The organism is Streptomyces sp. BR123, assembly GCF_013401435.1.
Taxonomy (GTDB): domain Bacteria; phylum Actinomycetota; class Actinomycetes; order Streptomycetales; family Streptomycetaceae; genus Streptomyces.
Genome location: NZ_JACBGN010000087.1, coordinates 1 through 24728, shown reverse-complemented (window position 1 = coordinate 24728; position 24728 = coordinate 1). Strand labels below are relative to the sequence as shown.

Sequence of the window (24728 nt, the reverse complement as noted above, 5' to 3'; positions counted from 1 at the left end):
CCCCCCTCACAGAGCCCGTGCCCTCACGCGTAGGCGAGCGTGCACAGGTCGGCACCGGCCGGGAGGCCCGGCCCCACCGCTCCACCCCCACCTGCGAGGGCCGTCACCCCGCCACGCTGCGGTGACGGCCCTGCCCGTCGACAGGCGGGACATCGGCCTCAGAGTCGGTCCGGACCGCCCGCGGGGCCCGACGGCCGCCGGTCACCGCCGTCTCCCTGCGGCAGGAGTTCGGCAATGATCTCGGTGCCGAGTGCGTACGCCGGCACGCCCGCGGTGATGAGGGCGGTCTCGGCGACGCCGATGAGGTCGGCGACAACAGCTCCGGCGTGGAGTGCGCCCCGGGCGTGGATCCGGGCCGGGTGTGCCCGGCCAAGAGCCAGCAACTGCCCGAAATGGACGAGCTGCTGCACCCGCGCTCCCAGCGGATTGTCGGTCAGCACGACGTGGCGCAGTGCCGCAATCGCCTCTTCGGTCGGCAGTCGTCCGAACTCCTGGGCCACGCGCAGCCGCTCCTGCACCCCGCCGGGAACGGCCCCGAGGGTTGAGCGGTAACGGTCGCGTATGGCCTCCGCACGGCGGGTGGGGGTGTCGTCCGTCATGACGTGACCCTGGCGATCGCGGCACGCACGGCTTCCTGGGCGCCCGGGGGGAAGTCCACGGCCCCGCCGATCGCCGCGGCGGCGATCTCGGCTTCGGCGCTCTCCTCGATCGCCACCACGAGGTGGGCCGTGGCCGCCGCATCCGGGCCGAACACCAGGAGGCCGTGGTTGGCCAGCAGGACCGCAGCCGTCGTCGGGCGCCGTTCCAGCACGTCGGCGATACCGCGCACCGACACGTCCGATCCGCGAGGCCCCCAGGGGACCACGGGAACGTCCTCGGCCTGCCCGAAGCGCAGCATCGGCTCAGTGCGGCACGGCAGCGGCCGATGGGCGACGGCGAAGGCGGTCGCAGAGGGCGAGTGGGTGTGAATGATCGCACCCACGTTGGGGCGGGCCTTGTACACCGCGCTGTGCATGGCGATGATCTCGGCGCTGACGGACTGCAGCTCGCCTTCGAGGACCTGCCCCTCGAAATCGACGGTCGCCAGCTGTTCGGGTCGCAGACCGCGGACGAACCCCGGTGTCAGCAGAAGGCGCTCACCCTCCAGCCTGGCGCTGAGGTTGGCGTGCCCGGAGTGGGACATCACCCCGGCCGCGAAGAGCTTCTCGGCGGCTTGCGCCAACTGGTCGGCCCGCTCTTTCCTTACGTACGCATCGCTCATGGCGGCATCTCCAAGTGTGCTGTCAGCGGCGTCTCGTTCGCCGCTGTTCACGTGTCGACCACTCTTCAACTTGAACTAAGGTTCAAGTCAAATGGCCGGAACCGCCGAGGAGCAGCAGGAGCAGAGCGTGCGCATGACGATCGGCCGACTCGCCGAGATCACCGGAGTGCCCGCTTCGGCCATCCGGTACTGGGAACGACACGGCCTGCTGCCCGCGCCCGAGCGGGAGAGTGGGCAGCGGCGCTATCCGCCGGCGGCAGCCGAGCGGATCACGGTACTGCGCAAGTGTCAGCAGGCAGGGCTGACCCTGGCCGAGATCAACGAGTTCCAGCGGGAGCAGCCCCACCGAGAAGCGATGATCCGCGCCAAGATCACCGAAATCGAGCAGCGCATGATCGATCTCGACCACGCCCACCAGCTCCTGACCCACGCCCTCAAGTGCAGCGAAGAAGACATCGTCAGCTGCCCGAAGTTCCGGGAGCAGATGGCAGCCTGGCAGGCACCGGATCCGGCGCCGTGACCTGTGTGGGCGGGCGTTTTCCGGCCTGGAGCCGACCAGAACGGATTGCGGTGAGGGCGAAGTCCCACGCGCATATCGGGCTACGTCCGCTCATCACAGCCGGCGCAGCACGGGAGGCTGCGCTTTCAGCCATCCATGGCGGCACTCGGCACGCATGCCCGACGAGGCGGCCCGGACGAAGACCGACCACCTCGGCGCAGCCGTCCGGCTGCGCCCCGCTGCCTGCATCGACGCCCCGATTCTGCTGCTGCGCCATCAGCAGGAGAGCGGACTCGCGGCAAGGCCGGCCAGGCGGCACACGGGACGGGCTCGGTCCCCGACAGAGTCGGAGTCCGAGCCCGGCTCGTACACATCGCGAAGGTCGCCGCGGGACTTCGCGGCTCCTGCGCGCCGCGCGGCGAGACGCGGCCGTTGCGGGCCGCACACCGCTGCGGTCTGGCTCGGCCATGCGTGTCCCCTGGCTGACGGTCCGGCCGCTGCGCAGCCGGACGACGAAGGCCGGCCTTCCCGCCCTGCCGGCCCGGGGGACGCCGACCCGACTCGCCGAGGGGGGACCTCGCCCTGCCCGCCCCGGATTCGCGCTGCGCCTGCCGTGATCGCCGCCTCAGTGGCTGCGGTGGTCTCAATGGAGGCAGAGGCAGAACGGATGGCCTGCCGGGTCCGCGTACACGCGCCAGTTGGCCTCCGGACGGAGCTGGTCAGTCCGCTCCAGTACGGTCGCACCGAGAGCGAGTGCCCGCTTCTCCTCCCCGTCGAGGTCGTCCACGTCGAAGTCCAGGTGGAGCTGCTGCGGTTGCTGCTGGCCGGGCCATTCGGGCGACCGGTATCCGTCCACCCGCTGGCAGGCCAACGGCGTCCCCTCGAACCCGTGCACCTCAACCCAGTCGGGATCCTGCGGGTTCACGACCACCCGGCCCCCGAGCAGATCCGCGTAGAACTCCGCCAGCCGTACCGGATCGGCACAGTCCAGCGCGATCGCCTGCAGCTTTCGAATCATTTCCGACGTCCCTCGTCCCTCGACTGCTTCCGCCACTCCCCCACCACAGAGGGGTCGTACCCGCCGCCGCGTCGGCCATGCGCGACGGGGCGCCGGGGCGCGCCCGGCCCGGCAAGCGGCGTCTTCGGTGGGCACGTCGCCCGGGAGGGTGGGCAGGTCAGGGCCCTCGGGCCCTCCCTCGGACCCGGATCGCTGAGGTCCGGCCGCGTTTCGCCGGGTGCGTGAGGTCGGCGGCGTCGAGAACCCGGCTTCGCCCTCGCAGAAGGCGAGCCAGGCACCGAGCGCCGCCGCGGCACTTCCACCTGCAGCCAGCTCTCCTTCATCCAGCCGGCCGCCGTGGAAGCGTTTCTCAGCGCAGGCCGGCAACGGGAACGTCGTGCCCCAGGCCCCGACGGATCGCGATCTCCACGGGTGAATACGCGCCGTCGGCCCGCTCCAGTTCGTACGGCGCTGCCGGCATCAGCGGCGGCTGGGCCATCAAGCGCGGTCGCACCCCATGGTGCGGTTGCGCCGCGTGCACCAGGAACGGGTGGCACAGGAACACGTCGCCCGGGGACCCGGTGGCGAGGGCGAGTGGCCGGTGGTCGGACGCCGCCACCAGATCGGGCGCAAGGTCCCGCCCGCTCGCCCCGTCCTCCCCGTACTTCTCCAGCACCTTCGGCACGTCGAGGTGGGAGCCGACCCGGATCCGGGTCGGGGCGTCTTCCTCACCGACCTCGCTGAACAGGAACAGCATCAGCAACGCCCGGCCCCGGGAGTGCAGATTCGTGAAGTACCAGCTCTCGCCCTCCGGCAGATAACTGCCCTCGATGTGCCAGCCCGCGTCGTCCGGCTCCTCCTCGTGCGGGAAGCGCAGCGGGAACGTGCCGAGCGAGTAGCGCGGCTCCCAGCGGCCCGCGCCGACGAGCAGGTCGTACGCGCGGTGCAGGGCCGGGGAGTTGGGTGCAGCGGCGAACGGTCCCTGCGCCATGCCGCCCACCCAGTGCACGGGCCGCGTCCACGTCGCCGGGTCTTCAGGGTCACAGCCCGTCTCGCGCCACAGCAGCCGCGCGCAGTCCGCGGCCACGCGCGGCGCGACGGCGCCCTCCAGCTTCACGAAGCCGTCGCGGAGGAAACGGGATATGAAAGTCGTGTCATCCATGCCCCCATCGTGCGGCGGTGCCCGTCCCCATGACCCGACATTCTCCGCACCGCCTTTGTCGGGTGCGGCTCACCGATCCCCCTTCTCGGAGCATGAGCGGGACACGCCGGAAGGCCCGCCGCGGGGTGATCCTGGAGTCAGGATAGAGAGCCGCGGGTCACCCGGGGCGAGATGCCGTTGACGTGGTTCGCGAGTTCATCGACCGTGCCGCCGATCGGCGAATGCGGCCCGTACCCAGAGGGGGCCGCGGCAGCAGTTCCGCGTGGGCCCACCACGGTTCGCCCCGCTCGGGCCGGTCGCCGATCGCGCTGACCCGGGTCGAGCAGTGCTGCCGCGGCATCGGGCTCACCCCGGCCGGAGCCGGCGAGTCGTTCGACTGTCCGGCGCGAACTGCGCGGACCGAGAATGCGGACGTCACCGCCCCGTGCCGCCCCGTGGGCCACCTGCATGCCGGGGGCGCTTCGGCAGGTGTGGCGGAGTGCCGAGCCGGGAGAGCGTCGTCACGCCGTCGGGGTTGTCGAGTGCGGCGGTCAGATCTGTCAGCGGGTGCGACCCGGCGCCGCAGGCCGGTGGCACCTTGCCCGGACAGGTCGCCGTCCACCGCCGTCGCTGCCGTCAGCCGCTGCCATGCGTGATCTTCCGTGAGCGGACAGCACGCAGCGCGCCCGACTCTCTTGAGTCAACCCTTGTCAACTTTATTGCCGCGAGTTATATAGGTGCTGTTGCCATGTGCATCTGCGACGAGTCTGGAGGGGAGTGACAGGGATGCCCGTGCGGACCGATCCCTTCCGCGATCGGAACGGCCGACGGCAGGGTCCGGAAACCGCGGTCCGGCCGGCGGCCGTGAACGTCTTCCGCGAGGAGGACGCCTTCGTCGTCGCACCGGGCCTGCCCGGCGGCGGCCCCCGAGCCGATCGACATCGCGCATGGCGGACACGTGGAAGACGGGGCGCGGGCCGGCCCTTCCCAGGGCCGGCCGCCGCCCTCGGTCCGCGGTTGCCGGGACCTGCCAGGACGAGAGCGAGGTTGCGGTCGTGCCCGAAGCACCGCCTCTCGCGGCCGTGATCAGACAGCGCGCCGACGGGCACCTCAAGGTCGCCGTGTCGGGAAAGAACGACATTCTGAGCGCGCCGCGACTCCGAGTAATCCTGGAGGGGGCGTTGTCCGATGGTGCGCGTCTGGTGGAGGTCGAGTTCAGTGGAATCGAGTTTTGCAACTGCCACGGACCCGGCGTCCCGGTGGGAGCCCGCCGCCGGGCGCCGGACCCGGCCACCGCTCTACGCTTGGTGAGCGTCACGTGACCCCTGGTACGACGCCTCCTGCACCGGACCGGTACGGCGGCGGCCCTGCTCGGTCCGCCGGCGGTGAGCAGTCGAAAGGTTCATGGATCTGAGAGGAGCGGATCATGGCACGCGCAGTCGGGATCGACCTGGGCACGACCAACTCCGTCGTCGCAGTCCTGGAGGGCGGCGAGCCCACGGTCATCACCAACACCGAGGGAAACAGGACCACGCCTTCCGTGGTGGCCTTCGGCAAGGGCGGAGAGGTCCTGGTAGGAGAGATCGCCAAGCGGCAGGCGGTGACCAACGTCGACCGCACCGCGCGGTCGGTCAAGCGCCACATCGGCGAGGCGGACTGGGGTTTCCCGCACACCGGAGACATCGACGGCAAGCGGTACACGGCTCAGGAGATCTCGGCACGAGTCCTGCAGAAACTCAAGCGGGACGCGGAGGCGTATCTCGGCGAGGACGTCACGGACGCCGTGATCACCGTTCCGGCGTACTTCAACGACTCGCAGCGCACCGCGACGAAGGAAGCCGGTGAGATCGCAGGCCTGAATGTGCTGCGGATCATCAACGAGCCGACGTCCGCAGCGCTGGCGTACGGATTGGACAAGGAGAACGACCAGACGATCCTCGTCTTCGACCTGGGCGGCGGCACCTTCGACGTGTCGCTCCTGGAGATCGGCGAGGGGCTGGTAGAGGTCAAGTCCACCAATGGTGACACCCACCTCGGCGGCGACGACTGGGACCAGAAGATAGTCGATCACCTGGTGAAGCAGTTCCAGAACGCCTACGGTATCGACCTGTCCCAGGACAGAATGGCACTCCAGCGTCTGCGCGAGACCGCGGAGAAAGCGAAGATCGAACTTTCCGCCACGACGGAGACGACGATCAACCTGCCCTACATCTCCGCGTCCGCCGAGGGTCCGCTGCACCTGGACGAGAAGCTCACGCGCTCGCAGTTCGAGCAGCTCACCTCCGACCTCCTGGAGCGCTGCAAGGCGCCCTTCCACAACGCGGTCAAGGACGCGAAGATCAAGGTATCGGACATCGACCACGTCATCCTGGTCGGCGGGTCCACCCGCATGCCGGCCGTGACGGAGCTGGTCAAGGAACTGACGGGGAAGGAACCGCACAAGGGCGTGAACCCGGACGAGGTCGTCGCCATCGGCGCCACCCTCCAGGCCGGTGTCCTCAAGGGTGAGGTCAAGGACGTCCTGCTCCTCGACGTGACCCCGCTGTCCCTCGGCATCGAGACCAAGGGCGGCATCATGACCAAGCTCATCGAGCGCAACACCACGATCCCGACCAAGCGGTCGGAGATCTTCACGACGGCCGAGGACAACCAGCCGTCCGTGCAGATCCAGGTCTACCAGGGTGAGCGCGAGATCGCGGCGTACAACAAGAAGCTCGGCATGTTCGAGCTGACGGGCCTGCCGCCGGCCCCGCGCGGCGTCCCGCAGATCGAGGTCTCCTTCGACATCGACGCCAACGGCATCATGCACGTGACCGCCAAGGACCTGGGCACGGGCAAGGAGCAGAAGATGACCGTCACCGGCGGCTCGTCCCTGCCCCGCCAGGACATCGACCGCATGATCCGCGAGGCCGAGCAGCACGCCGAGGAAGACCGCCGGCGCAAGGAGGAGGCGGGGACCCGCAACAGCGCCGAACAGCTCGTCTACCAGACCGAGAGGCTGCTGCGCGACAACGCGTCCAAGATCCCGGCCGACCTCAGGAGCGAGACCGAAACCGCGATCGCAGACCTGAAGGAGAAGCTCAAGGGCCAGGACACCTCGGCCATCCGCACGGCCACGGAGCACGCCAGCACCGTCGCGCAGAAGATCGGCACTGCCCTCTACGACGCACAGGGAGCTGCCGCAAGCGGCGGCGGGTCGGCATCCGGAGCCGGGTCGTCCAGCACGGAGGAAGAGGTCGTCGATGCGGAGATCGTCGACGACGAGAACCCGAAGGGAGACGCGCGATGAGCCCACCCAAGTCTTCCGGCGGACCGCGCAAGCAGACACCGCTCATCGTGATCAGGGACAAGCGACGCATCGACCCCGTCACCCTGGAGCTCAGGGCAGCCGACAGCGGCACTTCCGAGCACACCGAGACCGGCGGCAGTGGATCCGGAACTCCTGGCGGCAGCCCTGCCGCCGGAAGCAGCGCCGAACACAGCCGGCTCGCCGAACGCACCGCCGACCTGCAGCGCCTGAAGGCGGAATACGACAACTACCGCAAGCGGGTGGAGCGTGACCGCCTCGCGATACGGGAAATCGCGGTGGTCAATGTCCTGCGCGGGCTGCTGCCCGTCCTGGACGCCATTGACCAGGCCCGCGACCACGGCGACATCGACCCCGGCCTGCGAGCGGTCGCCGACGCGCTCGAAACACAACTCGCCGCGCTGGGCCTTCAGGAAGTCGGGGCCCCGGGAGAACCCTTCGACCCGACCCGCCACGAAGCGATCTCCTACCAGCAGTCCGACGAGATCGACCAGCCGACCTGCACCATCGTGCTCAGACCCGGCTACCGCGTCGGACAACACCTCCTGCGCCCGGCGCAGGTCACGGTGAGCGAGCCACCCGACCTAGCAGAGCCCGGCTAGATCCAAGGCCAGTCCCGGCATCTTCATCTGCCGGATGACGAACGGCAGCGCCCGTCACCCGACCCCACCGCGTGGCGGCGGGAGGTCCGGCCGGCAAGGCTGTTCGCCAAGCCGCAGCCTGCCTGTGTCCCCAACCTCACCGGACGCCTCTCCGTTGGCTCACACCCTTGAGGGACACAGCGGAGGCCGGCGGCCCGGAAGACCGCCGGAGGGCTCGGACGCGGCCGGTCGGCCGCGGCAGCATGCGGTGCCTCGTGAACCGTCAGCCGGTGCATCCCGGGACCGTGCCGGCCGGGCTGCAGTTGTTCGGGGAGTTGTCGCGGACGTCGTCGCCGCTCAGGGTGAGGATTCCGGTTGCCTTGAAGATGCCGCCGCCGTCCCCCGCGCGGTTGTGCGAGATGGTGTTCCGCTCCAGCGTGGTGGTGCCCCGTCCGGTGGCTCCCCCGGCGTGGTAGAGGCCGCCGCCGCGCGCGGTGCCGCCCTTCGCGGTGGCCGTGTTGCGGAGAACCTTGTTGCGCCTGGCCGTCAGCGTCCCGCCGTCGGGGTTGTCGAGGCCTCCTCCCTGAGCCGTGCCGTTGGGTGCGCTGACTGCGTTGCCGGTGATGTGGCTTTCGGTCAGGTCGAGCGTGCCGAAGGGGCCCATGCGGACGCCGCCGCCGCGTGCGGTGCCGTTCTCGGCGACCGCCCGGTTTCCGCTGATCTTCACCTTGGTCATGGTCATCAGGGCGTTGTTCGCGACACCGCCGCCCTGGGCGAGGCCGCGCGGAGCGTCCGATGTGTTGTCGCTGATCGCGCCGCCGGTCACGATCAGCCTGTCGGGCTCCGGGATGCCGTTGGAGACGGCGGCACGCGCGATTCCGCCCGGGGCGGAGGAGCGGTTGCTGCTGATGACCGTGTTCTCGATGGTGGTCCGGGCGAAACTGATGACGGCTGCCCCGAAGGCAATGCTCTCGGTGTCCGCCGTGACGGTCGCGGTGTTCCCGGTCAGCCGGGAGCCGGTGACCGTCAGCGGACCGTCGTTCGCGATGGCACCGCCCGCGGCGAGGCCGCCGACGCCGCTCCCGCTGTAGATCACGTGGTTTCCGGTCACCTCGGTATCAGTCACGCTACCGGTGCCGGGGTTGTCGATGGCGCCGCCCTGGGCGAACAGGTCGGACCGGGCCGTGTTCCCGATGAACCTGCTGCGGTTCACCCTCATCGTTCCGGCGTTGGAGATGCCACCGCCGCAGGCCAGGCCGGGCGGGTCGGGAAAGGCGGGGCAGTCCGTGGCGAAGCCGCCGCTGATGGTCGTGCGGGTGAGAGTGAGGTTGCCCGTCGGACCGACGAAGAGGATACGGAACTTCGCGGTGCTGCTCCCGTGCTCGTCCCGTTCGATCGTGGCCCCGCGCCCGTCGATGGCGATCTCACTGGTGATCACCGGCAGCCCGTTGCCGGGGTTCACCGGGTCCGGCGATGTCAGCTTGTACGTGCACTTGCGCGCCAATCGGAGCCTGTCGGGTCCTGGCGAACCGTTCGCCGCGTTGATCGCCGCGACGAGATCCGGAACCGAGCAGGGCACCTGCACCGGGGCGGCGTGAGCGGCCGGAACGGGGACCGCCGCGAGCGCGCCCGCCACGAGACCCAGGACAGCCTGGACATGCCGACGAGACATCAGGGACTCCTTCCTCCACCGTGTACGGCCGGCTGTCACAGACTGCAACCAGCCGAGCCAAGCCGACCACGCGCAACCGCCGTCGGCTTCCCGGCGTGATCCGTACGGACGGGCGGACAGCCCGGACGGGCGAGCGATGAGCCGGAACGGAGCAGAGGAACGGCGGGCCGCCTGAAGGCGGGCCGCGCCCCGCCGACCTCGAGCCGGACCGGGCATCGCACCCGCGACCGCCCCTGCACGGGCACGTCGGCGGGCCCGGGCGGCGGCCGCGTCCGCGAGGCCGTACGCGCCGATCAGGTGGCCGCTTGTCGGCGGGATCCGCACCGCCGCGTTCCGCCTGCGTTCCGCCCTCGTCGCCTTCACCGTCGCTGCGGCCCTGCTCGGCCGGGCAGCCGTCGCCCGGGCCGCACAGTCGACGTGCCCAACCCCTTCTTGTCGCCCCGGCAGGGGGGGAGGGGGCGACGCATGAGGGCTCCGCCGGAGGGGCATCACGGCTCAGTGAAGACAACGGGGTACGGGCGGGGTGGGTATCGCGGTCGGCTGCCCGTCTGGTTACGGGGACTGGTCGTCCTCGCGGCCGGATCGGGAGTCCTTCTCTGCGGTCAGCAGGTCGCCGAAGGGTACGGGGCGACCATGGTGTACCGCGACGCGCCGGTCTGCGAGGTCGGGACCGGGAGGGGGAACGGGGATGACGGTGAGGCCTGCGTGCGGCGTGAGGCGGGCACGGTGCTCGACCGCCGGACGGGCGAGCACTGCACCTCCAACGGCACGAGCGGTGGCACGACCGGGGGCGTCACGACGATCGGCGGAGGCGGCATGGCCGGCGCCGGCGGAAGCATGGGGGGTACGGTGACCGGCGGGGTGGCCGGGGGCGGCACCACGTGCACGAGGTACCACGACGTCAAGGTCGAGTGGCCCGACCGCACCGCCTGGTTGGCGGTGGGGTCGCAGACGTACGACGAGGTCAGGACGGGGGACCGGTCCGAAGTCCGGCTATGGCGGGGTGAGGTCGTGGGACTGGAGGTGCGCGGCCGCACCTATTCGTACGCGCCCTCCTCGCAGAGCGGAGTCCTGCCGTGGCTCGCGCTGGGCTGCCTGCTCCTGGCGGCGGGGGCGTGGGGAGCAATGAGCGGGCGGCTTTCGGGCCTCCTCGCCTTCCCCAACTTCGGCTGGCCGTTCGTGGCCGTCGGGGTCGGATGGCTCGGTAGCATGGCGCTGTTCGGCGGACACCCCCTGGTCTGGGGCTTCGCCATCCTGTGGACGGGGTTCGCGGTCTTCTGGATCGTGAGCGCCTGGCGGACCGGGTGACCACCCCGCCCGGGCCGCCGGCCGGCGCACCGGATCTCAGACATCGCCCGGCGAGCGAGCGACGTGGTGTTCCCGGCGCGACCGACCGGGACGGGGCACAGCGAGCCGACCACGACCGGTACCGCGACCGGCAGCGACTGCTCGAACGACGACAGGCCGAGGCCGTCCTCGAACCGGATGCACGTCCCGGTCCTGTGGCCCGGGCGGTCGGCCTCTCCGGCGGATCGGGTCGGCGTACCGGCCGCGCACGTGAGTCGTGCGGGACGACGGCGACGGGCGCCGACGCGTGGTGCAGTACGGCGTGGGTGACGGCCCCGGTACGGGTGCCGGTCCTCGAACTGCGGTTCCTGCGGCCCACGACGACGAACCGGGATCCGTCCGCCGTGTCCGTGAGATCCTGCGCCGGCCGCCCCGGGTGGCATTCCCGGACGACCGGTACACCGGGGTGCGGGCCGGAGAGGACCCGACACGCCCGTCCCCGTCCCCGTCCCGTCTGCGGCCGCCTCAGGCCCTCTGGTGGCTCACGCGCCCCGACGACCCGATCTGGCCGGCCTGGCTGCCCAGTGTCTGGGTGGCGATGACGGCGGCCTGCACCCGGCGTTCCACGCCCAGCTTGGCCAGCAACCGGGAGATGTTGTTCTTGACCGTCTTCTCCGCCAAGTAGAGCCGCTTGCCGATCTCGCGGTTGGTCAGCCCCTCTCCCACCAGGGCGAGGATCTCGCGCTCTCGTTCCGTCAGCTGGGGCAGCCCCTGTGCCTGGTCCTCCTGGGGGGTGCCGCCGCGCAGCCTGGCCATCACCCGCGCGGTGGCGCCTGGGTCCAGCATCGACTGACCGGAGGCGACCGTACGGACGGCGTGGACCAGGTCCGTGCCGCTGATCTGCTTCAGCACGTAACCGGACGCCCCGGCCATGATCGCGTCGAGCAGCGCTTCCTCGTCGTCGAACGACGTGAGCATCAGGCAGGCCAGGTCCGGCATGGTGGAGCGCAGCTCCCGGCAGACGCTCACACCGTCCCCGTCCGGCAGGCGCACGTCCAGGACGGCGACCTGCGGGCGCAGCGCGGGCACCCGGACGAGGGCCTGCTCGGCCGTACCCGCCTCGCCGACCACGGTGAGGTCCGGCTCCGCGTCCAGCAGATCGTGCACGCCACGGCGCACCACCTCGTGGTCGTCGAGGAGGAAGACCCTGACCGGGGCCTTCTCGCCGAGGCTTTCGCTGCCGTACGTCATCACACACTCCGTGTTCGCCCAGTTGCTCCGCCACGGGCGGACTCCGTGGCATCGTGCCGCGTGCGCGGGGCGGCCGGCCAGGGCCGGATGGCCCTCGTTTCCGCCGCATGTCCTTCCTGCCCGGCTGTCGCGGCTCCCTCGACGCGTACCCGGGTGGTCCCGATCCCACCTGCGCGGATCCGCTCGGCGCACGGGGCCACATGGGGTCCGTTCGGCCCTGTTGCGGCCGGTCGACACGGTGGACGCTGGCTTGAGGCACCTGACAAGCGCAAGGACCGAGCCGGATCAGAGGTGGGCACGATGAGGGACGAAGCCACGCAGCACACGGTGGACAGCCACCGTGAGGCGGTGGCCACACCCCGGCGCATGGCACCCCTCGACCGTGCAGAGGCGCTGCGTCTGCTCGGGAGCGTCTCCCTGGGGCGGATCGTCTTCACCGAGCACGCCCTGCCGGCCGTCCGCCCCGTCAACCACCTCATGGACGGCGACGACATCGTCATCCGGCTGCACGACGGAGCGGCCCTCACCTCCATCGTGGCGCCCACGGACGCCGCGGGCGTCGTGGTGGCCTATGAGGCGGACGTCATCGACCCCGAGACCCACATCGGCTGGAGTGTCGTGGTCACCGGCTACGCCCAGCTGGTCACCGACCCCGGGGAACTCGCCCGGTTCGCCGACCGACTGCGCCCGTGGATCGACCACCCGGTCATGAACTCGGCGCTGCGCATCCGGCCGGATCTGGTCACGGGCATGCGGCTCACCCTGTAGCACGCCGCCGCCGTCAAGGACGGCGGTCACCCGGCGGTCCGAGGAGCGGGGCTCGCCACACGAGACGGCTGCCTCCCTCGTCGGGGCGCTCGATCCGCAGGCTGCCGCCCGCCTTGTCGGCTCGCTCCTGAAGGTTGCGCAGACCGCTGCGCCGGCCGTCGGGCGGGATGCCGCGGCCGTCGTCCGCCACGGTGAGGACCACCTCGTCGCGCGTGGCCCGCAGGGAGACCTCCACGCGCGTGGCGTGGGCGTGGCGGGCGGCATTGCTGAGCATCTCGCTGAGGGCCGCCAGCACGTGATCGGCGACCGGCGCGGGTACGTCCGTGTCGAGCAGGCCCTCCATGCTCAGGCGCGGCGGGAAGCCGAGTGTCGTCGCCGCCTCGCCCACCGCGCGGGCCGCGCGGGCCCGCAGGCTGTAGCCGGTCTCCTCTTCACGGGCCCGCAGGCCGAAGATCGTCGAGCGGATGATCTTGATGGTCTCGTCGAGGTCGTCGACCGCCCGCGCGATCCGCTCGGCGGCACCGTCGTGCTGGACGAGCCGCGCGGCGCTCTGCAGGGTCATGCCCGTGGCGAAGAGTCGCTGAATGGCCAGGTCGTGCAGGTCACGCGCGATGCGGTCGCGGTCCTCCAGCAGCGCGAGCTGCTCGGCGTCACTGCGGCGCTGGGCCAGTTCCAGCCCGAGCGCGGCCTGTCCGGCGAAGGCCAGCAGCGGCTCCAGCTCCCCTTCGGTGAAGAGGGGCTGTCCCTGGTGGCGGGCCAGGAGCAGGACGCCCCGGGTGTCCTTGGCCTTCGTGCCCAGCGGGACGGCGACCGCCGGCCCCAGGCCGTCGAAGCGCCGCGGACCGGCGCCGTACCGGTCGTCCTCGGCCAGGCCGGCCGTGGTCACGGGCTCACCCGCCTGGTAGGCGGCCCCCGACAGGGTTCCCTCGACCGGCACGACCAGCCCGCGGCGGAAGTCCCCGTCGGAGCCGAGGGCCAGCTCCACCACCAGGTCGTCGGTGCCGGGCACGGGCACGCTGACGTCGGCGAGCGCCGCCCCGGTGATGTCCTGGGCGCGGCGGGCGATCATCTCCAGGACCTCCAGCCGCGGGCTGCCGGACAGCAGGCTGTTGGTGATCTCCGCGCTGGCCTGCAGCCACCGCCGCTGGCGCTGCGAGGCCTCGTAGAGCCGGGCGTTGTCGATGGCGACACCCGCCGCCACGGACAGCGTGGTGATCACCGATTCGTCCTCGGCGTCGAACTGCTCACCCCCGCGCTTGTCGGTCAGGTAGAGGTTGCCGAACACCTCGTCCCGCACCCGGATCGGCACGCCCAGGAACGTGCGCATCGGCGGATGGTGGGCGGGAAAGCCGTAGGACGCCTTGTGCGCGGTCAGGTCGGGCAGCCGCAGCGGCTCGGGATGGCGGATGAGTTCGCCGAGGATGCCGTGTCCCGCCGGGAAGGGGCCGATCCTGCCGATCTCCTCGTCGGTCAGCCCGTAGGTGAGGAACTGCGACAGGGTGCGGCCGTCCGGGCCGATCACTCCGAGGGCCCCGTACTGGGCGTCGACCAGCAGCGCGGCGGCTTCCACGATGCGCCGCAGCACCTGGGAGAGGTCCAGCTCGCGGCCCACGGAAACGACTGCTTCCAGAAGGCTGTGCACGCGGTCCCGGGTCCCGCGGGCAGCGTTGATGCGCGTCTGCAGCTCCTCCAGCAGCTCGTCGAGCCGCATCTGGGGCATCCGCGACAACGGTTCCTCCATGCCCACGGGACCTCCCGACCTCGATCACCTGCCCGCGCAAGCCACAGCCTAACGGCCGTGCGGGCGGCCGGTCGATCACACCGGGGGCAGCGGCCTCGGGCCCGCGTAGTAGGCGGAACGCATGATCTCCTCCATGTCGTCCAGCATCGGCGTGCGCGGGTTCGCCGGCGCGCACTGGTCCTCGTACGCGTTCAGCGCCTGCTGCGGCAGGGCGGTGATGAAGGCCGCCTCGTCGATCCCCAGAGCGCGGAAGGACGGTTCGATGCCGACGGCGTCACGCAGCCGCTCCACCGCTGCCGCGTACGAGGCGACGCCCTCGGCGGCGGTGGCGGCCGGCAGCCCCAGGGCGCGTGCGATCTCCTGGAAGCGCTCGGGTGCCCGGTAGCTCTCGTACTTGGGCCAGCCCGTCAGCTTGGCCGGGACGGTGCCGTTGTAGCGGATCACATGGGGCAGCAGGACGGCGTTGGTCCGGCCGTGGGAGATGTGGAAGGTGGCGCCCAGGGTGTGGGACATGGCGTGGACGATGCCGAGGAAGGCGCTGCCGAAGGCCATACCTGCGATGGTGCCCGCATTGTGCATCTTCTCCCGTGCCCGGGCGCGCTGTGCGTTCCGACCGGTGACAGCCGCTTCCAGGTTCTCGAAGACCAGCTTGATGGCGTGCAGTGCCAGGCCGTCGGTGAAGTCGTTGGCGTAGACCGAGACGTACGCCTCGGTGGCGTGGGTGAGGGCGTCGAACCCGCTGTCCGCGGCGAGCGACGCGGGCAGGTCGGCGGTGAGGACGGGGTCGACGATGGCCACGCTGGGCGTGAGGGCGTAGTCGGCCAGCGGGTACTTCTTGCCGGTCGCCGGGTCGGAGATCACGGCGAAGGGGGTGACCTCTGCGCCGGTGCCCGACGTGGTGGGGATGCAGACCAGGCGCGCCCGGTTGCCGAGCACGGGGAAGCGGAAGGCGCGCTTGCGGATGTCGGAGAACTTCTGGCGCATGTCGGCGAAGTCGATGTCCGGCTGTTCGTACAGCAGCCACATCACTTTCGCCGCGTCCATGGGCGATCCTCCGCCGAGGGCGATGACGGTGTCCGGCTGGAATGCGCGCATGAGGGCGGCGCCGCGCCGTACGGAGTCGATGCTCGGCTCCGGTTCGACGTCGTCGAGCACCTGGACGGTCACGGGCTGCTCACGCTGCCGAAGCACGCGGCTGACGCGGTCGACGTAGCCGAGGCGCGTCATGGTGGCGTCGGTGACCACGGTGACGCGGTGGACGTCGGGCATCGCGGCCAGGTACCGGATGGCGTGCGGCTCGAAGTAGATCTTCGGCGGCACCTTGAACCACTGGAGGTTGTTCTGCCGGGTGGTGACGCGCTTGATGTTGAGCAACTGGGCGGCGGAGACGTTGTCGGAGACGGACGTGCTGCCCCACGAGCCGCAGCCGAGGGTGAGGGACGGGAGCAGACGGTTGTAGATGCCGCCGATCGCGCCTTGCGAGGAGGGCGAGTTGACGATGATGCGCACGGTCTTCATACGCCGGCCGTAGCGTTCGGCGAGTGACGCGTCCGCGGTGTGGATGACGGCGCTGTGTCCCTGTCCGTGGAAGGCCACCATGTCGGCGGCGAGGTTGAAGCCCTCCTCCGTCGAGCCGGCCCGCAGAACCGTCAGCACAGGGCAGAGCTTCTCCCGCGAAAGCGGCTCGTCCGGCCCCACGTGGTCGGCCTCGGCGAGGATGAGCGACGTCTGCGCGGGAACGGTGAAGCCGGCCCGCTCCGCGATCCAGTCGGGACTGCGCCCCACGGCCGCCGCGTTGACGCGGCCTTGTCGGCCCGACGCGTCCGGCGGGAACAGGTAGGTCTCCAGCTTCCGCTTCTCCTCCGCCGTGGCGAGGTGCGCGTGCAGGCGCCGGAACTCGGCGAGCGCCTCGTCGTACACGTCGTCGTCGAGGATGACCGCCTGCTCGGAAGCACAGATCATGCCGTTGTCGAAGGACTTGGACAGCACCAGGTCGTTGACCGCCCGACGCACGTCGGCGCTGCGGTGCACGTAGGCCGGTACGTTGCCGGCGCCGACGCCGACGGCCGGCTTGCCCGCGGAGTAGGCCGCCTTCACCATGGCGTTGCCGCCGGTCGCGAGGATCAGAGCCACACCGGGGTGGTGCATGAGGAGCCTCGTGGTCTCGATCGAGGGGGTCTCGATCCACTGCACGCAGTGCTCGGGGGCACCGGCGGCGACGGCGGCGTCCCTGACGATGCGTGCGGCCTCGGAGCTGCACGCCTGCGCCGAGGGGTGGAAGGCGAACACCACGGGGTTGCGCGTCTTCAGCGCCAGCAGCGCCTTGAAGACGGTGGTGGACGTCGGGTTCGTGACCGGGGTGACGGCGCAGAGCACACCGACCGGTTCCGCGATCTCGATGATGCCCTCGATGTCGTCACGTCCCACCACGCCGACCGTCTTTGTCCGAGCCATGCTGTGGGTGACGTGCTCGCAGGCGAACATGTTCTTGGCCGCCTTGTCCTCGAAGACCCCGCGGCCCGTCTCCTCCACCGCCAGCCGCGCCAGGGCGGTGTGCTGGTCGAGCGCGGCCACGGAGGCCTTGGCGACGATGTGGTCGACCTGCTCCTGCGTGAGCGACTCGTAGTCGGCGAGCGCCTTGGCGGCGTTGTCGACGAGCGCGTCCACGGCGATCCGGGTCTCCGCCGGGGCACCGCCGGCCGTCTCGCGGGGACCGCCGGTCGTCGTCCGGGCCGTGTCGTGGGTCAGCTGGGTCATGGACAGCTCCTGATGGTGGGGGCACGGCGCACCGCGCCGGGCGGCCGCCCGGATGCGCCCGTCGTCTCGGCTCCAGCCTCGCCTCCGGCGGTGCAGGCCGTGCAGGTCCCGAAGGTCCCGTGCGGCGGACCGATGGGCTCCCGGCCGGTCCTGCTCAGGCGTTCCCGGGGTCGATCGCACCGCGCAGCCGTCACGCCGGGCGGGCGCGGGCCCGGGTCGTCGGCCCCTCCTCCTCCCCCGCACCGCAACGCCCGCCCCGGCGGGCCCAACGGCCCCCGGCACGGGACCGTCCGGTTCTGTACCGTGCCCGCTCGGTGCGCCACCGTGGAGGACGGCGACGCGCACCTGCCGGCACCTGGCCGGGTCCTCCGGCTCCACGCGGCGGGGCGCAGCCGCGTGCTCCGGCGAGGTCCGGCCGCCGCGCGGCGTCGGCACGTGTCCGGGCGAGCTGTTCAAAGGCCGGGCCGCGGTCCGTGCCGGTTGCGCGGTGCGGACCCGTCGCCGTACGGGAGGAGATCATGAGAGGAGATGAGGACGATGGTCAGGAACCGGACGGTGGGGGAAGTGATGAGCAGCGAGGTGGTGCAGGCGCGACCGGGCACGTCCTTCAAGGAGCTGGCCCGGCTGCTGACCGCCCACCGGATCAGCGGCCTGCCCGTCGTGGACGACGACGACAAGGTCATGGGCGTTGTCTCCCAGACCGACCTCACCAGGCGGCAGGCCGCGCCCGGCGGGGCCGGACACGGCCCGCGCCGGTTGGTGGACGCCCTGAGGCGGATCGTCGGTGGCCGCCCCGCCGCCGCGGCTCGTACGGCCGGCGAGCTGATGTCCAGCCCCGCGGTGACCGTGCATCCGGAGCAGCGGGTCGTCGACGCGGCACGCATCATGGAGCGCCGCCGCATCGACCGGCTGCCCGTGGTCGACGAGGAGGACCGGCTCATCGGCATCACGACACGCCGTGACCTCCTGCGCGTCTTCCTCCGGGCCGACGAGGAGATCCGCACGGATGTCGCCCACGCTCTCTCCGTCGGTTTCCCGGGCGCCTCCGCGATCTCCGTCGAGGTCAGCGACGGGGTGGTCACCCTCCTCGGCTCCCCGCCGCCCGGAGCCGACACGGCTGCATGGATCCGATCCGCTTGGCGGGTGGACGGCGTGATCGGTGTGATGAACCGGCTGACGGCCGGGCGGGCGGGCGATCGCACGGTCAGTCCGCGCTGAGCGGGGCGGTTTCCTCGGCGTCGAGGCGGCGGTCGGCCCGGACGCGGCCTGCCGGCAGCAGTCGGTGCTGAGGACCGTTCGCATGCGGTCGCCGTCGCTGACGACGGCCTGGGGGTCGGGGAAGAGGTCGAGCAGGGCCTGACGGGACCGGCCTCATGGGGGAACACCTCCTCGGTCGGGGCTCCTACGGCTACGACACGTCCAGTTGGCAGGGGCCCTGCGCGGCTGCCGTGCCGATGAGGACCGGCTCCGGCTCGGCGCGGGGTCCTCCGGTGAAGTGACAGGCGTTCACTGCGGTGACGATCCGGCCGTCCCGGGCGCGGGCTGCGGCTGCGGCCGCCGTGGAGTGGTTCGTGTGGTCGTCGCCCCGGCATCGGGTGCGGGCCGCGGACCTCCCGTACAGCCCGTGCGCGTGCAGGCCGGCCGGGCGGAATGCCCCCGACGGCTTGCGCGGTGGCGGCTCGTCCGTCGGACAGGGCCGAAAGGCCCTCACGGAATCCCCTCGCAGAGGCCTCCCGCCGCGCGCAGCGGGGGTCCGGTGGCACTGCGGCAGGGACCGAAGGGCACTGCAACTGACGTGGCGCGACCGCCAGGCTGGAGGCAATCAAGGAGGAGTTCCCATGAGCGGTCTCAAGACCAGCCAGGCAGTCGACGTCCAGGTACGGACCCGGGGCCCGGTCCCGCACGGTGCGGCGCCGTACGCCCAGGAGAAGGTGCTCACGGTGGTCGACCACCTGAGCGAGCCGGTGCTGGCGGCCCGGGTGAAGCTCACGCAGGCCCTCGCCGCGTCCGTGGTGAATCCGGCGACGGCTCAGGCGGTGGTGGACGTCAACGGCCGGCCGGTACGCGCCCACGTGTCCGCGACCACCATGTTCGAGGCGGTCGACCTTCTGCAGGAGCGCCTCCGGGCGCGGCTCGCCCGCGTACGGCGGCATGCCGGGCGCGGGCTCCGCGACGGCGGCCCGGTCACTCCGTGGTCGGACACCCCCGGTGCCGCACAGCGTCCGAACCGCCACCATGTGCCCGCCGAGGAGCGCGGCGTGGTGCGGCACAAGACGTTCCTGCTGGCCCCCCAGACGCCCGAGGACGCGGTGATCGACCTGGAGGCCATGGACCACGACTTCTGGCTCTTCACGGACCTCGTGTCCGGCCACGACAGCGTGGTCTACCGCGACACCCGCACCGGCCGCCCCCGTATGGCGTCGCTGGGCCCCCTCGGCCCCGAACGGGAGGTCGCCGGAGAGTTCAGCGTCAGCACGGTCCCCGTACCCGCGAGCACGGTGGCCGAGGCCGCCCGGCGCCTGCGGCTCACCGGGCTGCCCTTCGTCTTCTTCAGGGACACCGCCACCGGGCGGGGCAGCGTGCTCTACCACCGCTACGACGGCCACTACGGCCTGATCACCCCCGCTCGCTAGAACCTGTCCGGCGGCCCTGCTCCGCCGGACGCCCCGTGGCCCACCGACCCGCTCCCCCGGCCGGCCCGACCGCCGCCCGGGGGGCCTGCGTTTCCGCGCGGTCCCGGGCCGCGCGGCGCGGCCGGTTTCCCCTCGAACACAACCTGGAGGTATCCCATGTCAAGCCGTAGCGTCATCGCAGGTGTGGACGGCTCGGCCGAGTCGCTGGCCGCCGCCGCGTGGGCCGCCCGAGAGGCCCGGCGCCTGGCCCTGCCCCTGCGGATCCTGCACGCCCGGCAGGAGGGGACGCCCGCCTTCGTCCACTCGGCGTTCCGGAGCGCGGGCACCGCACCCGCCGGGACGGCGCTCACGCGGTGGAGCGGCGGGCGCGTCCGACGCGAGATCACCGATCGGCTGCGGCAGGCCGACCCCGCTCTGGACGTCACCGTCGAAGAGGCCCTCGGCCACCCCGCCCGGGTCCTCCTCTCGGCGGCGGGGCAAGCGGAGGTGCTGGTCCTCGGCTCCCGCGGTCTCGGCGCCGTGGGCGGGTTCCTGTCCGGCTCGGTGTCGCTGCCCGTCATCGCCCACGCGGAGCGCCCGGTCGTCGTCGTACCCGCGGGAGAACGGAGCGGCGGCGGGCCCCGGCGCGGGGCCGGTGCCGAGTGCCCGCCGGCGCGGGGCACCGATGTGGTGCTCGGCCTGGACCTCGCGCGACCGTGCGACGAACTGCTGGCGTACGCCTTCGACGCCGCGGCCATGCGGAAGGCCATCCTCCGCGTCATACACGGCCGGAGCGCCGCGGCGGCCGACGGACAGGGTCCCGCCGCACTCCGCCCCCGGGGCGGCGTCGCGCGTGCGGGCGGTGACACGCCCTCACTCGCCGACGCGCTGCGGCCCTGGCGGGGCACGCACCCCGGGGTGCGTGTGGTGGGGCAGTGCGTGGTCGGGCGTCCCGCGGCTCATCTGGCGGAGGCCTCGAAGGACGCCTCGCTGCTGATCGTGGGACGGCGCGTGCGCCAGGCGGCGCTGGGCCCGCACATCGGCCCGGTCGCTCACGCGGTGCTGCGCAACTCCGCGGCGCCCGTGGCGGTGGTCCCCCATCCCTGATCCTCCCCTCACCTTCGCGCAGGACGCCGCGGCGGCCGTCCGGGAGCACTCCCCCGGACGGCCGCCGCGGTGTCCTGCGCCCGCGCGCAGCCCCGTACCGCGGCGCGCCGGGCGCCCCGCGGAGGAGCATGACGGCGGGCGGCCGGCGGACCGGTTCACCCGGTCCGCCGGCCGCCGACGGCGTGCGGACACTTACCGCACGACCGTCCCCAGGACGAGGAAGCCGGCGACGGCCACCAGCAGCGCGCCCATCAGGGGCGCGATGAAGCGCAGGTACTGGTCGTAGCGGACCTTCGCCACGGCGAGGCCGCCCATGACCACGGCCGAGGTCGGCGTGATGAGGTTCACCCATCCCGAGGCCGACTGGTACGCGGTCACCACCAGGTCGCGGTCGACGCCGGCGAAGTCGGCCAGGGGAGCCAGGATCGGCATGGCCAGGGCGGCGTGCCCCGAGGAGGAGGGGACGAGGAAGGCCAGGGGCAGGTTCACCACGAACATCAGGACGGCGAACACCCCGGACGACGTGCCGGACACCGTACGCTGCAGCGCGTCGAGGACCGTGTCGGTGACGCCGGCGTTGCTCATGATCACGGTGACGCCGCGGGCCAGCATGACGATCATCGCCGCCCCGATGAAGTCGCCGGCTCCGGCGGTGACGGCGTCCGCCGTCCCCTTCTCCCCGAGGCCGCCGACGAGCCCCACGGCGATCGCCGCCACGAGGAACAGGGCGGCGAGCTCCGGGAAGTACCACCCGAGCGTGGGCAGGAAGGCGATGTGCAGATCGGCCCAGGGCACCACGGCGACGACCATGAGGAGGAAGGTCGCCGCGAACAGGCACAGCACGACGCCCTGGCGTTTCGTCATGCCCGCCGTACCCTCGGCCTCGTCGCCGATCCGGCGGTCCTCCTCGGTGAGGGGGGTCAGGGAGCGGGAGGGGTCGGCGGCGACCCGCCGGGCGTAGCGCGCGACGTACCCCGCGGCCAGCGCCGTCAGGGAGGCCCACATCAGCAGCCGCAGTACGATGCCCTCCCCCGTGCCGATACCGGCGCTGTCGGAGGCCACGCCCGTGGCGAAGGGGTTGACGGTGGAGGCGAGGGTGCCGACCCCGGCACCCACCATGATGACCGTCGCGGCGACCATGCGGTCGTACCCCAGGCGCAGCATCAGCGGAATCATCAGTCCGTAGAAGCCCAGGGTCTCCTCGGCCATGCCGTAGGTGGTCCCGCCGAGCGAGAACACCGTCAGGAGGACGACCAGGAGCAGGGTCCTGCGGCGGTGCAGGCGCTGCGCCAGCCGTGCCACTCCGGCGGTGAGGGCGCCGGTGCGCAGGGCGGCGGTGATGAACGCGCCCACGGCCAGGATGAAGAGGAACACGCCGGCCGCACCGGCGAAGGTGCCGGTTCCGCCGGGTGTGGTGATGCCCGTCTGGGTGTCGGTGACGCCGTACAGGCCGTTGACGGGTGAGAGGAAGAGGTCCTCCAGCCGGTCCCATCCGCCGGAGCCCGGTCCCACGCGGTGGTAGGTGCCGGGCACGGGGCTGCCGTCCTCGGTGGCGTAACGGCCGGCGGGAATCACGAAGGTCAGGGCCCAGACCGCCGCGGTGACCGCGATGAGCACCGTGAAGGCCGACGGGAAGCGCACCCTCCGCCGGGGGGCGCCTGCCTTGCCGGAGTCCGCTTCCGCGCCGGCCGGCCGGGGGGACACGGGTGCGCTGTGGGTGGTCATGTCCGGTCCTGCGCGGTGTCGTGGCCGTCCTCGCGGTGAGGGCCGCCGGGCGTGACGACGGTGCCGGCGGCTCCGTCGAGGATGAGGTGGGCCTCCTCCAGGGCACCGATGGCCGCGGTGCCGCCGGTCAACTCGACGAACCGGCACACGGCGTCGACCTTGGGGCCCATGGATCCGGCCGGGAACCGCTGGGCCCTCAGGGCAGCGGGCGTGGTCCGCCGGATGGGCTCGGCGCCGGGACTGCCGTAGCCGCGGTAGACGTGGGCGACGTCCGTGAGCAGCAGCAGGGCGTCGGCGTCGAGCGCCTCGGCCAGGAGGGCGGCGGTGAGGTCCTTGTCGACCACGGCCTCGACGCCGGTGAGCTGCCCGTGGTCGTCCCGGATCACCGGTACGCCGCCGCCCCCCGCGCACACGGCCACCGCGCCCGACTCCAGCAGCAGCCGGATCAGCCGCGTCTCGACGACCCGCTGCGGACGTGGCGAGGGCACGACGCGCCGCCAGTGGGTGCCGTCCGGCCTGACCGTCCAGCCGCGTTCGGCGGCCAGGCGCTCGGCCTCGGCCCTCCCGTACACGGGGCCCACGAACTTGGCCGGGTCGGCGAAGGCCGGGTCGGCGGCGGAGACGAGGGTCTGGTTCAGCAGTGCGCAGACCTGCCGCTCCGGCAGTGCGTTCTGCAAGGACTGCAGGAGCCAGTAACCGATCATGCCCTGGGTTTCCGCGCCGAGGACGTCAAAGGGGTAGGGGCGGGTCAGGGTGCGGTCGGCGGCGCTCTGCAGGGCGAGCACGCCGACCTGGGGTCCGTTGCCGTGGGTGATGACGAGCTCGTGCCGGCGGGCGAGGGGTGCCAGAGCCGTCACGGCGGCACGTACGTTGCTCAACTGGACAGAGGCGTCCGGCTGTTGGTCACGGCGCAGCAGGGCGTTGCCGCCCAGGGCGACGACTATGCGCACGGTGCGTCCTTACGGGGTGAGGGGACGGGGTGGTCGCCGAGGGTGGCGACGAGAACGGCCTTGATGGTGTGCAGCCGGTTCTCGGCCTGGTCGAACACGATGGAGTGCGGCGACTCGAAGACCTCGTCCGTGACCTCCAGCGCGGTCATCCCGGTCCGGGCCGCGATCCTGGCGCCGACCGCGGTGTCGCCGTTGTGGAAGGCCGGGAGGCAGTGCATGAACTTCGTGGCCGGGTTGCCCGTCGCCTTCAGAGTGCGGGCGGTCACCTGGTACGGCCTGAGCAGGTCGATGCGCTCGTCCCACATCTCCGGCGGTTCCCCCATGGAGAGCCACACGTCCGTGTAGAGGAAGTCGGCGCCGGCCACGCCCTGGCTCACGTCCTCGGTCAGGGTTATCCGCGCGCCGCTTTCCGCCGCCGCCCGGCGCGCCCGCTCCACGACGTCGGGGGCGTTGTGCAGGGAGGCCGGGCCCACCATGCGTACGTCCATGCCGAGCATCGCGGCGGTGACGAGCAGGGAGTTGCCCACGTTGTTGCGGGCGTCGCCCAGGTACGCGAAGGAGACCTGGTGCAGCGGTTTGTCGGTGTGCTCCCACATCGTCAGCACGTCGGCGAGCGACTGGGTGGGGTGCCACTGGTCCGTCAGGCCGTTCCAGACCGGCACGCCGGCGTGCCGGGCCAGCTCCTCCACCGAGTCCTGGTCCCTGCCCCGGTACTCGATCCCGTCGTAGTAGCGGCCCAGGACCCTGGCGGTGTCCTTGACCGACTCCTTGTGCCCGAGCTGCGAGCCGGCCGGGTCGAGGTAGGTGACGTGCGCGCCCTGCTGGTGCGCGGCGACCTCGAAGGCGCACCGGGTGCGCGTCGAGGTCTTCTCGAAGATGACGGCGATGTTCCTGCCGCGCAGGTGCTGCTCCTCGCTTCCCTCGCGGCGGGCCGCCTTGAGGCGGGCGGAGAGTTCGAGCAGGTGGCGGAACTCCTCGGGTGTGAAGTCGAGTTCCTTGAGGAAGGCGCGACCTCGGAGGTCCATGTGCATGGTGGGGCTCCTTGCCTGTGCGGCGGTGGGCGGTTGGCGGG

At 71.9% G+C, this 24728-nt stretch carries 20 protein-coding genes and 1 pseudogene; 8 read left to right on the top strand and 13 right to left on the bottom strand.

Features of this window, described 5'->3' with window-relative positions; all coding sequences use genetic code 11:
* Positions 1-158: 158 nt before the first annotated feature.
* The gene (locus HYE82_RS16255) at positions 159-599 is read right to left on the bottom strand and encodes a carboxymuconolactone decarboxylase family protein (protein ID WP_256987297.1); all 441 of its coding nucleotides are present in this window, start codon (positions 597-599) and stop codon (positions 159-161) included.
* The gene (locus tag HYE82_RS16250) at positions 596-1261 is read right to left on the bottom strand and encodes a class II aldolase/adducin family protein (protein WP_179174784.1); all 666 of its coding nucleotides are present in this window, start codon (positions 1259-1261) and stop codon (positions 596-598) included. Before HYE82_RS16250 ends, HYE82_RS16255 begins: the two co-directional genes overlap by 4 nt.
* A 91-nt stretch (positions 1262-1352) precedes the next feature.
* On the opposite strand from HYE82_RS16250, the gene HYE82_RS16245 reads away from it, so the two are divergent.
* The gene (locus HYE82_RS16245; RefSeq protein ID WP_179174783.1) at positions 1353-1781 is read left to right on the top strand and encodes a MerR family transcriptional regulator; all 429 of its coding nucleotides are present in this window, start codon (positions 1353-1355) and stop codon (positions 1779-1781) included.
* A 622-nt stretch (positions 1782-2403) separates the two neighbouring features.
* Here the strand turns inward: HYE82_RS16245 and HYE82_RS16240 are convergent.
* On the bottom strand, positions 2404-2778 hold the full coding sequence (locus tag HYE82_RS16240) for a VOC family protein (RefSeq protein WP_179174782.1): 375 nt from the start codon (positions 2776-2778) through the stop codon (positions 2404-2406).
* A 349-nt stretch (positions 2779-3127) separates the two neighbouring features.
* On the bottom strand, positions 3128-3919 hold the full coding sequence (locus HYE82_RS16235; protein ID WP_179174781.1) for a phytanoyl-CoA dioxygenase family protein: 792 nt from the start codon (positions 3917-3919) through the stop codon (positions 3128-3130).
* A 1405-nt stretch (positions 3920-5324) separates the two neighbouring features.
* Here HYE82_RS16235 and dnaK point away from each other — a divergent pair.
* Together dnaK and grpE are read left to right on the top strand one after the other, a co-directional pair.
* Positions 5325-7187, top strand: a complete 1863-nt coding sequence (gene dnaK, locus HYE82_RS16230; RefSeq protein ID WP_179174780.1) for a molecular chaperone DnaK — start codon at positions 5325-5327, stop codon at positions 7185-7187.
* Positions 7184-7807, top strand: coding sequence for a nucleotide exchange factor GrpE (gene grpE / locus HYE82_RS16225; protein WP_179174779.1), 624 nt, complete (start codon positions 7184-7186; stop codon positions 7805-7807). Before dnaK ends, grpE begins: the two co-directional genes overlap by 4 nt.
* A 262-nt stretch (positions 7808-8069) precedes the next feature.
* Here grpE and HYE82_RS16220 read toward each other — a convergent pair whose 3' ends face one another.
* Entirely contained in the window at positions 8070-9458 is a 1389-nt protein-coding gene (locus tag HYE82_RS16220; RefSeq protein ID WP_179174778.1) for a hypothetical protein, read from the bottom strand.
* A 705-nt stretch (positions 9459-10163) separates the two neighbouring features.
* Here HYE82_RS16220 and HYE82_RS16215 point away from each other — a divergent pair.
* Complete coding sequence (locus HYE82_RS16215; protein WP_309144337.1) at positions 10164-10766, top strand: hypothetical protein; 603 nt, start codon at positions 10164-10166, stop codon at positions 10764-10766.
* 271 nt (positions 10767-11037) lie between these two features.
* Here the strand turns inward: HYE82_RS16215 and HYE82_RS39010 are convergent.
* Positions 11038-11274: pseudogene (locus HYE82_RS39010) on the bottom strand (universal stress protein); the annotation flags it as partial.
* Complete coding sequence (locus HYE82_RS16205; RefSeq protein WP_179174777.1) at positions 11271-11996, bottom strand: response regulator transcription factor; 726 nt, start codon at positions 11994-11996, stop codon at positions 11271-11273. The gene HYE82_RS16205 and the pseudogene HYE82_RS39010, both read right to left, overlap by 4 nt.
* Before the next feature lie 300 nt (positions 11997-12296).
* Between HYE82_RS16205 and HYE82_RS16200 the strand changes: the two genes are divergently transcribed.
* Positions 12297-12764, top strand: a complete 468-nt coding sequence (locus HYE82_RS16200) for a pyridoxamine 5'-phosphate oxidase family protein (protein ID WP_179174776.1) — start codon at positions 12297-12299, stop codon at positions 12762-12764.
* A gap of 13 nt (positions 12765-12777) precedes the next feature.
* Here the strand turns inward: HYE82_RS16200 and HYE82_RS16195 are convergent, their stop codons facing one another.
* Both HYE82_RS16195 and adhE read right to left on the bottom strand, forming a co-directional pair.
* On the bottom strand, positions 12778-14475 hold the full coding sequence (locus HYE82_RS16195; RefSeq protein WP_306439592.1) for a GAF domain-containing sensor histidine kinase: 1698 nt from the start codon (positions 14473-14475) through the stop codon (positions 12778-12780).
* 105 nt (positions 14476-14580) lie between these two features.
* Complete coding sequence (gene adhE / locus HYE82_RS16190) at positions 14581-17262, bottom strand: bifunctional acetaldehyde-CoA/alcohol dehydrogenase (protein ID WP_179174774.1); 2682 nt, start codon at positions 17260-17262, stop codon at positions 14581-14583.
* 537 nt (positions 17263-17799) lie between these two features.
* On the opposite strand from adhE, the gene HYE82_RS16185 reads away from it, so the two are divergent.
* Positions 17800-18480, top strand: a complete 681-nt coding sequence (locus HYE82_RS16185) for a CBS domain-containing protein (RefSeq protein WP_179174773.1) — start codon at positions 17800-17802, stop codon at positions 18478-18480.
* A 190-nt stretch (positions 18481-18670) separates the two neighbouring features.
* Here HYE82_RS16185 and HYE82_RS39005 read toward each other — a convergent pair whose 3' ends face one another.
* On the bottom strand, positions 18671-18973 hold the full coding sequence (locus tag HYE82_RS39005) for a hypothetical protein (protein WP_306439591.1): 303 nt from the start codon (positions 18971-18973) through the stop codon (positions 18671-18673).
* A gap of 127 nt (positions 18974-19100) precedes the next feature.
* On the opposite strand from HYE82_RS39005, the gene HYE82_RS16175 reads away from it, so the two are divergent.
* Positions 19101-19895: a sigma 54 modulation/S30EA ribosomal C-terminal domain-containing protein gene (locus HYE82_RS16175; RefSeq protein ID WP_179174772.1), complete on the top strand. Its 795-nt coding sequence runs from the start codon at positions 19101-19103 to the stop codon at positions 19893-19895.
* A 156-nt stretch (positions 19896-20051) separates the two neighbouring features.
* Positions 20052-20981 carry a universal stress protein gene (locus HYE82_RS16170; protein ID WP_179174771.1) on the top strand — a complete coding sequence of 310 codons (930 nt, stop codon included), beginning with the start codon at positions 20052-20054 and terminating at the stop codon, positions 20979-20981.
* A 192-nt stretch (positions 20982-21173) separates the two neighbouring features.
* Here the strand turns inward: HYE82_RS16170 and HYE82_RS16165 are convergent, their stop codons facing one another.
* From HYE82_RS16165 to argF, 3 genes are read right to left on the bottom strand one after another with little or no spacing between them, the layout of a single operon-like run.
* Positions 21174-22706, bottom strand: a complete 1533-nt coding sequence (locus tag HYE82_RS16165) for a YfcC family protein (RefSeq protein ID WP_179174770.1) — start codon at positions 22704-22706, stop codon at positions 21174-21176.
* The gene (gene arcC, locus HYE82_RS16160; RefSeq protein ID WP_179174769.1) at positions 22703-23656 is read right to left on the bottom strand and encodes a carbamate kinase; all 954 of its coding nucleotides are present in this window, start codon (positions 23654-23656) and stop codon (positions 22703-22705) included. Before arcC ends, HYE82_RS16165 begins: the two co-directional genes overlap by 4 nt.
* On the bottom strand, positions 23647-24687 hold the full coding sequence (argF, locus tag HYE82_RS16155; RefSeq protein WP_179174768.1) for an ornithine carbamoyltransferase: 1041 nt from the start codon (positions 24685-24687) through the stop codon (positions 23647-23649). The genes arcC and argF overlap by 10 nt, the downstream gene beginning before the upstream one ends.
* Between the last annotated feature and the right edge of the window lie 41 nt (positions 24688-24728).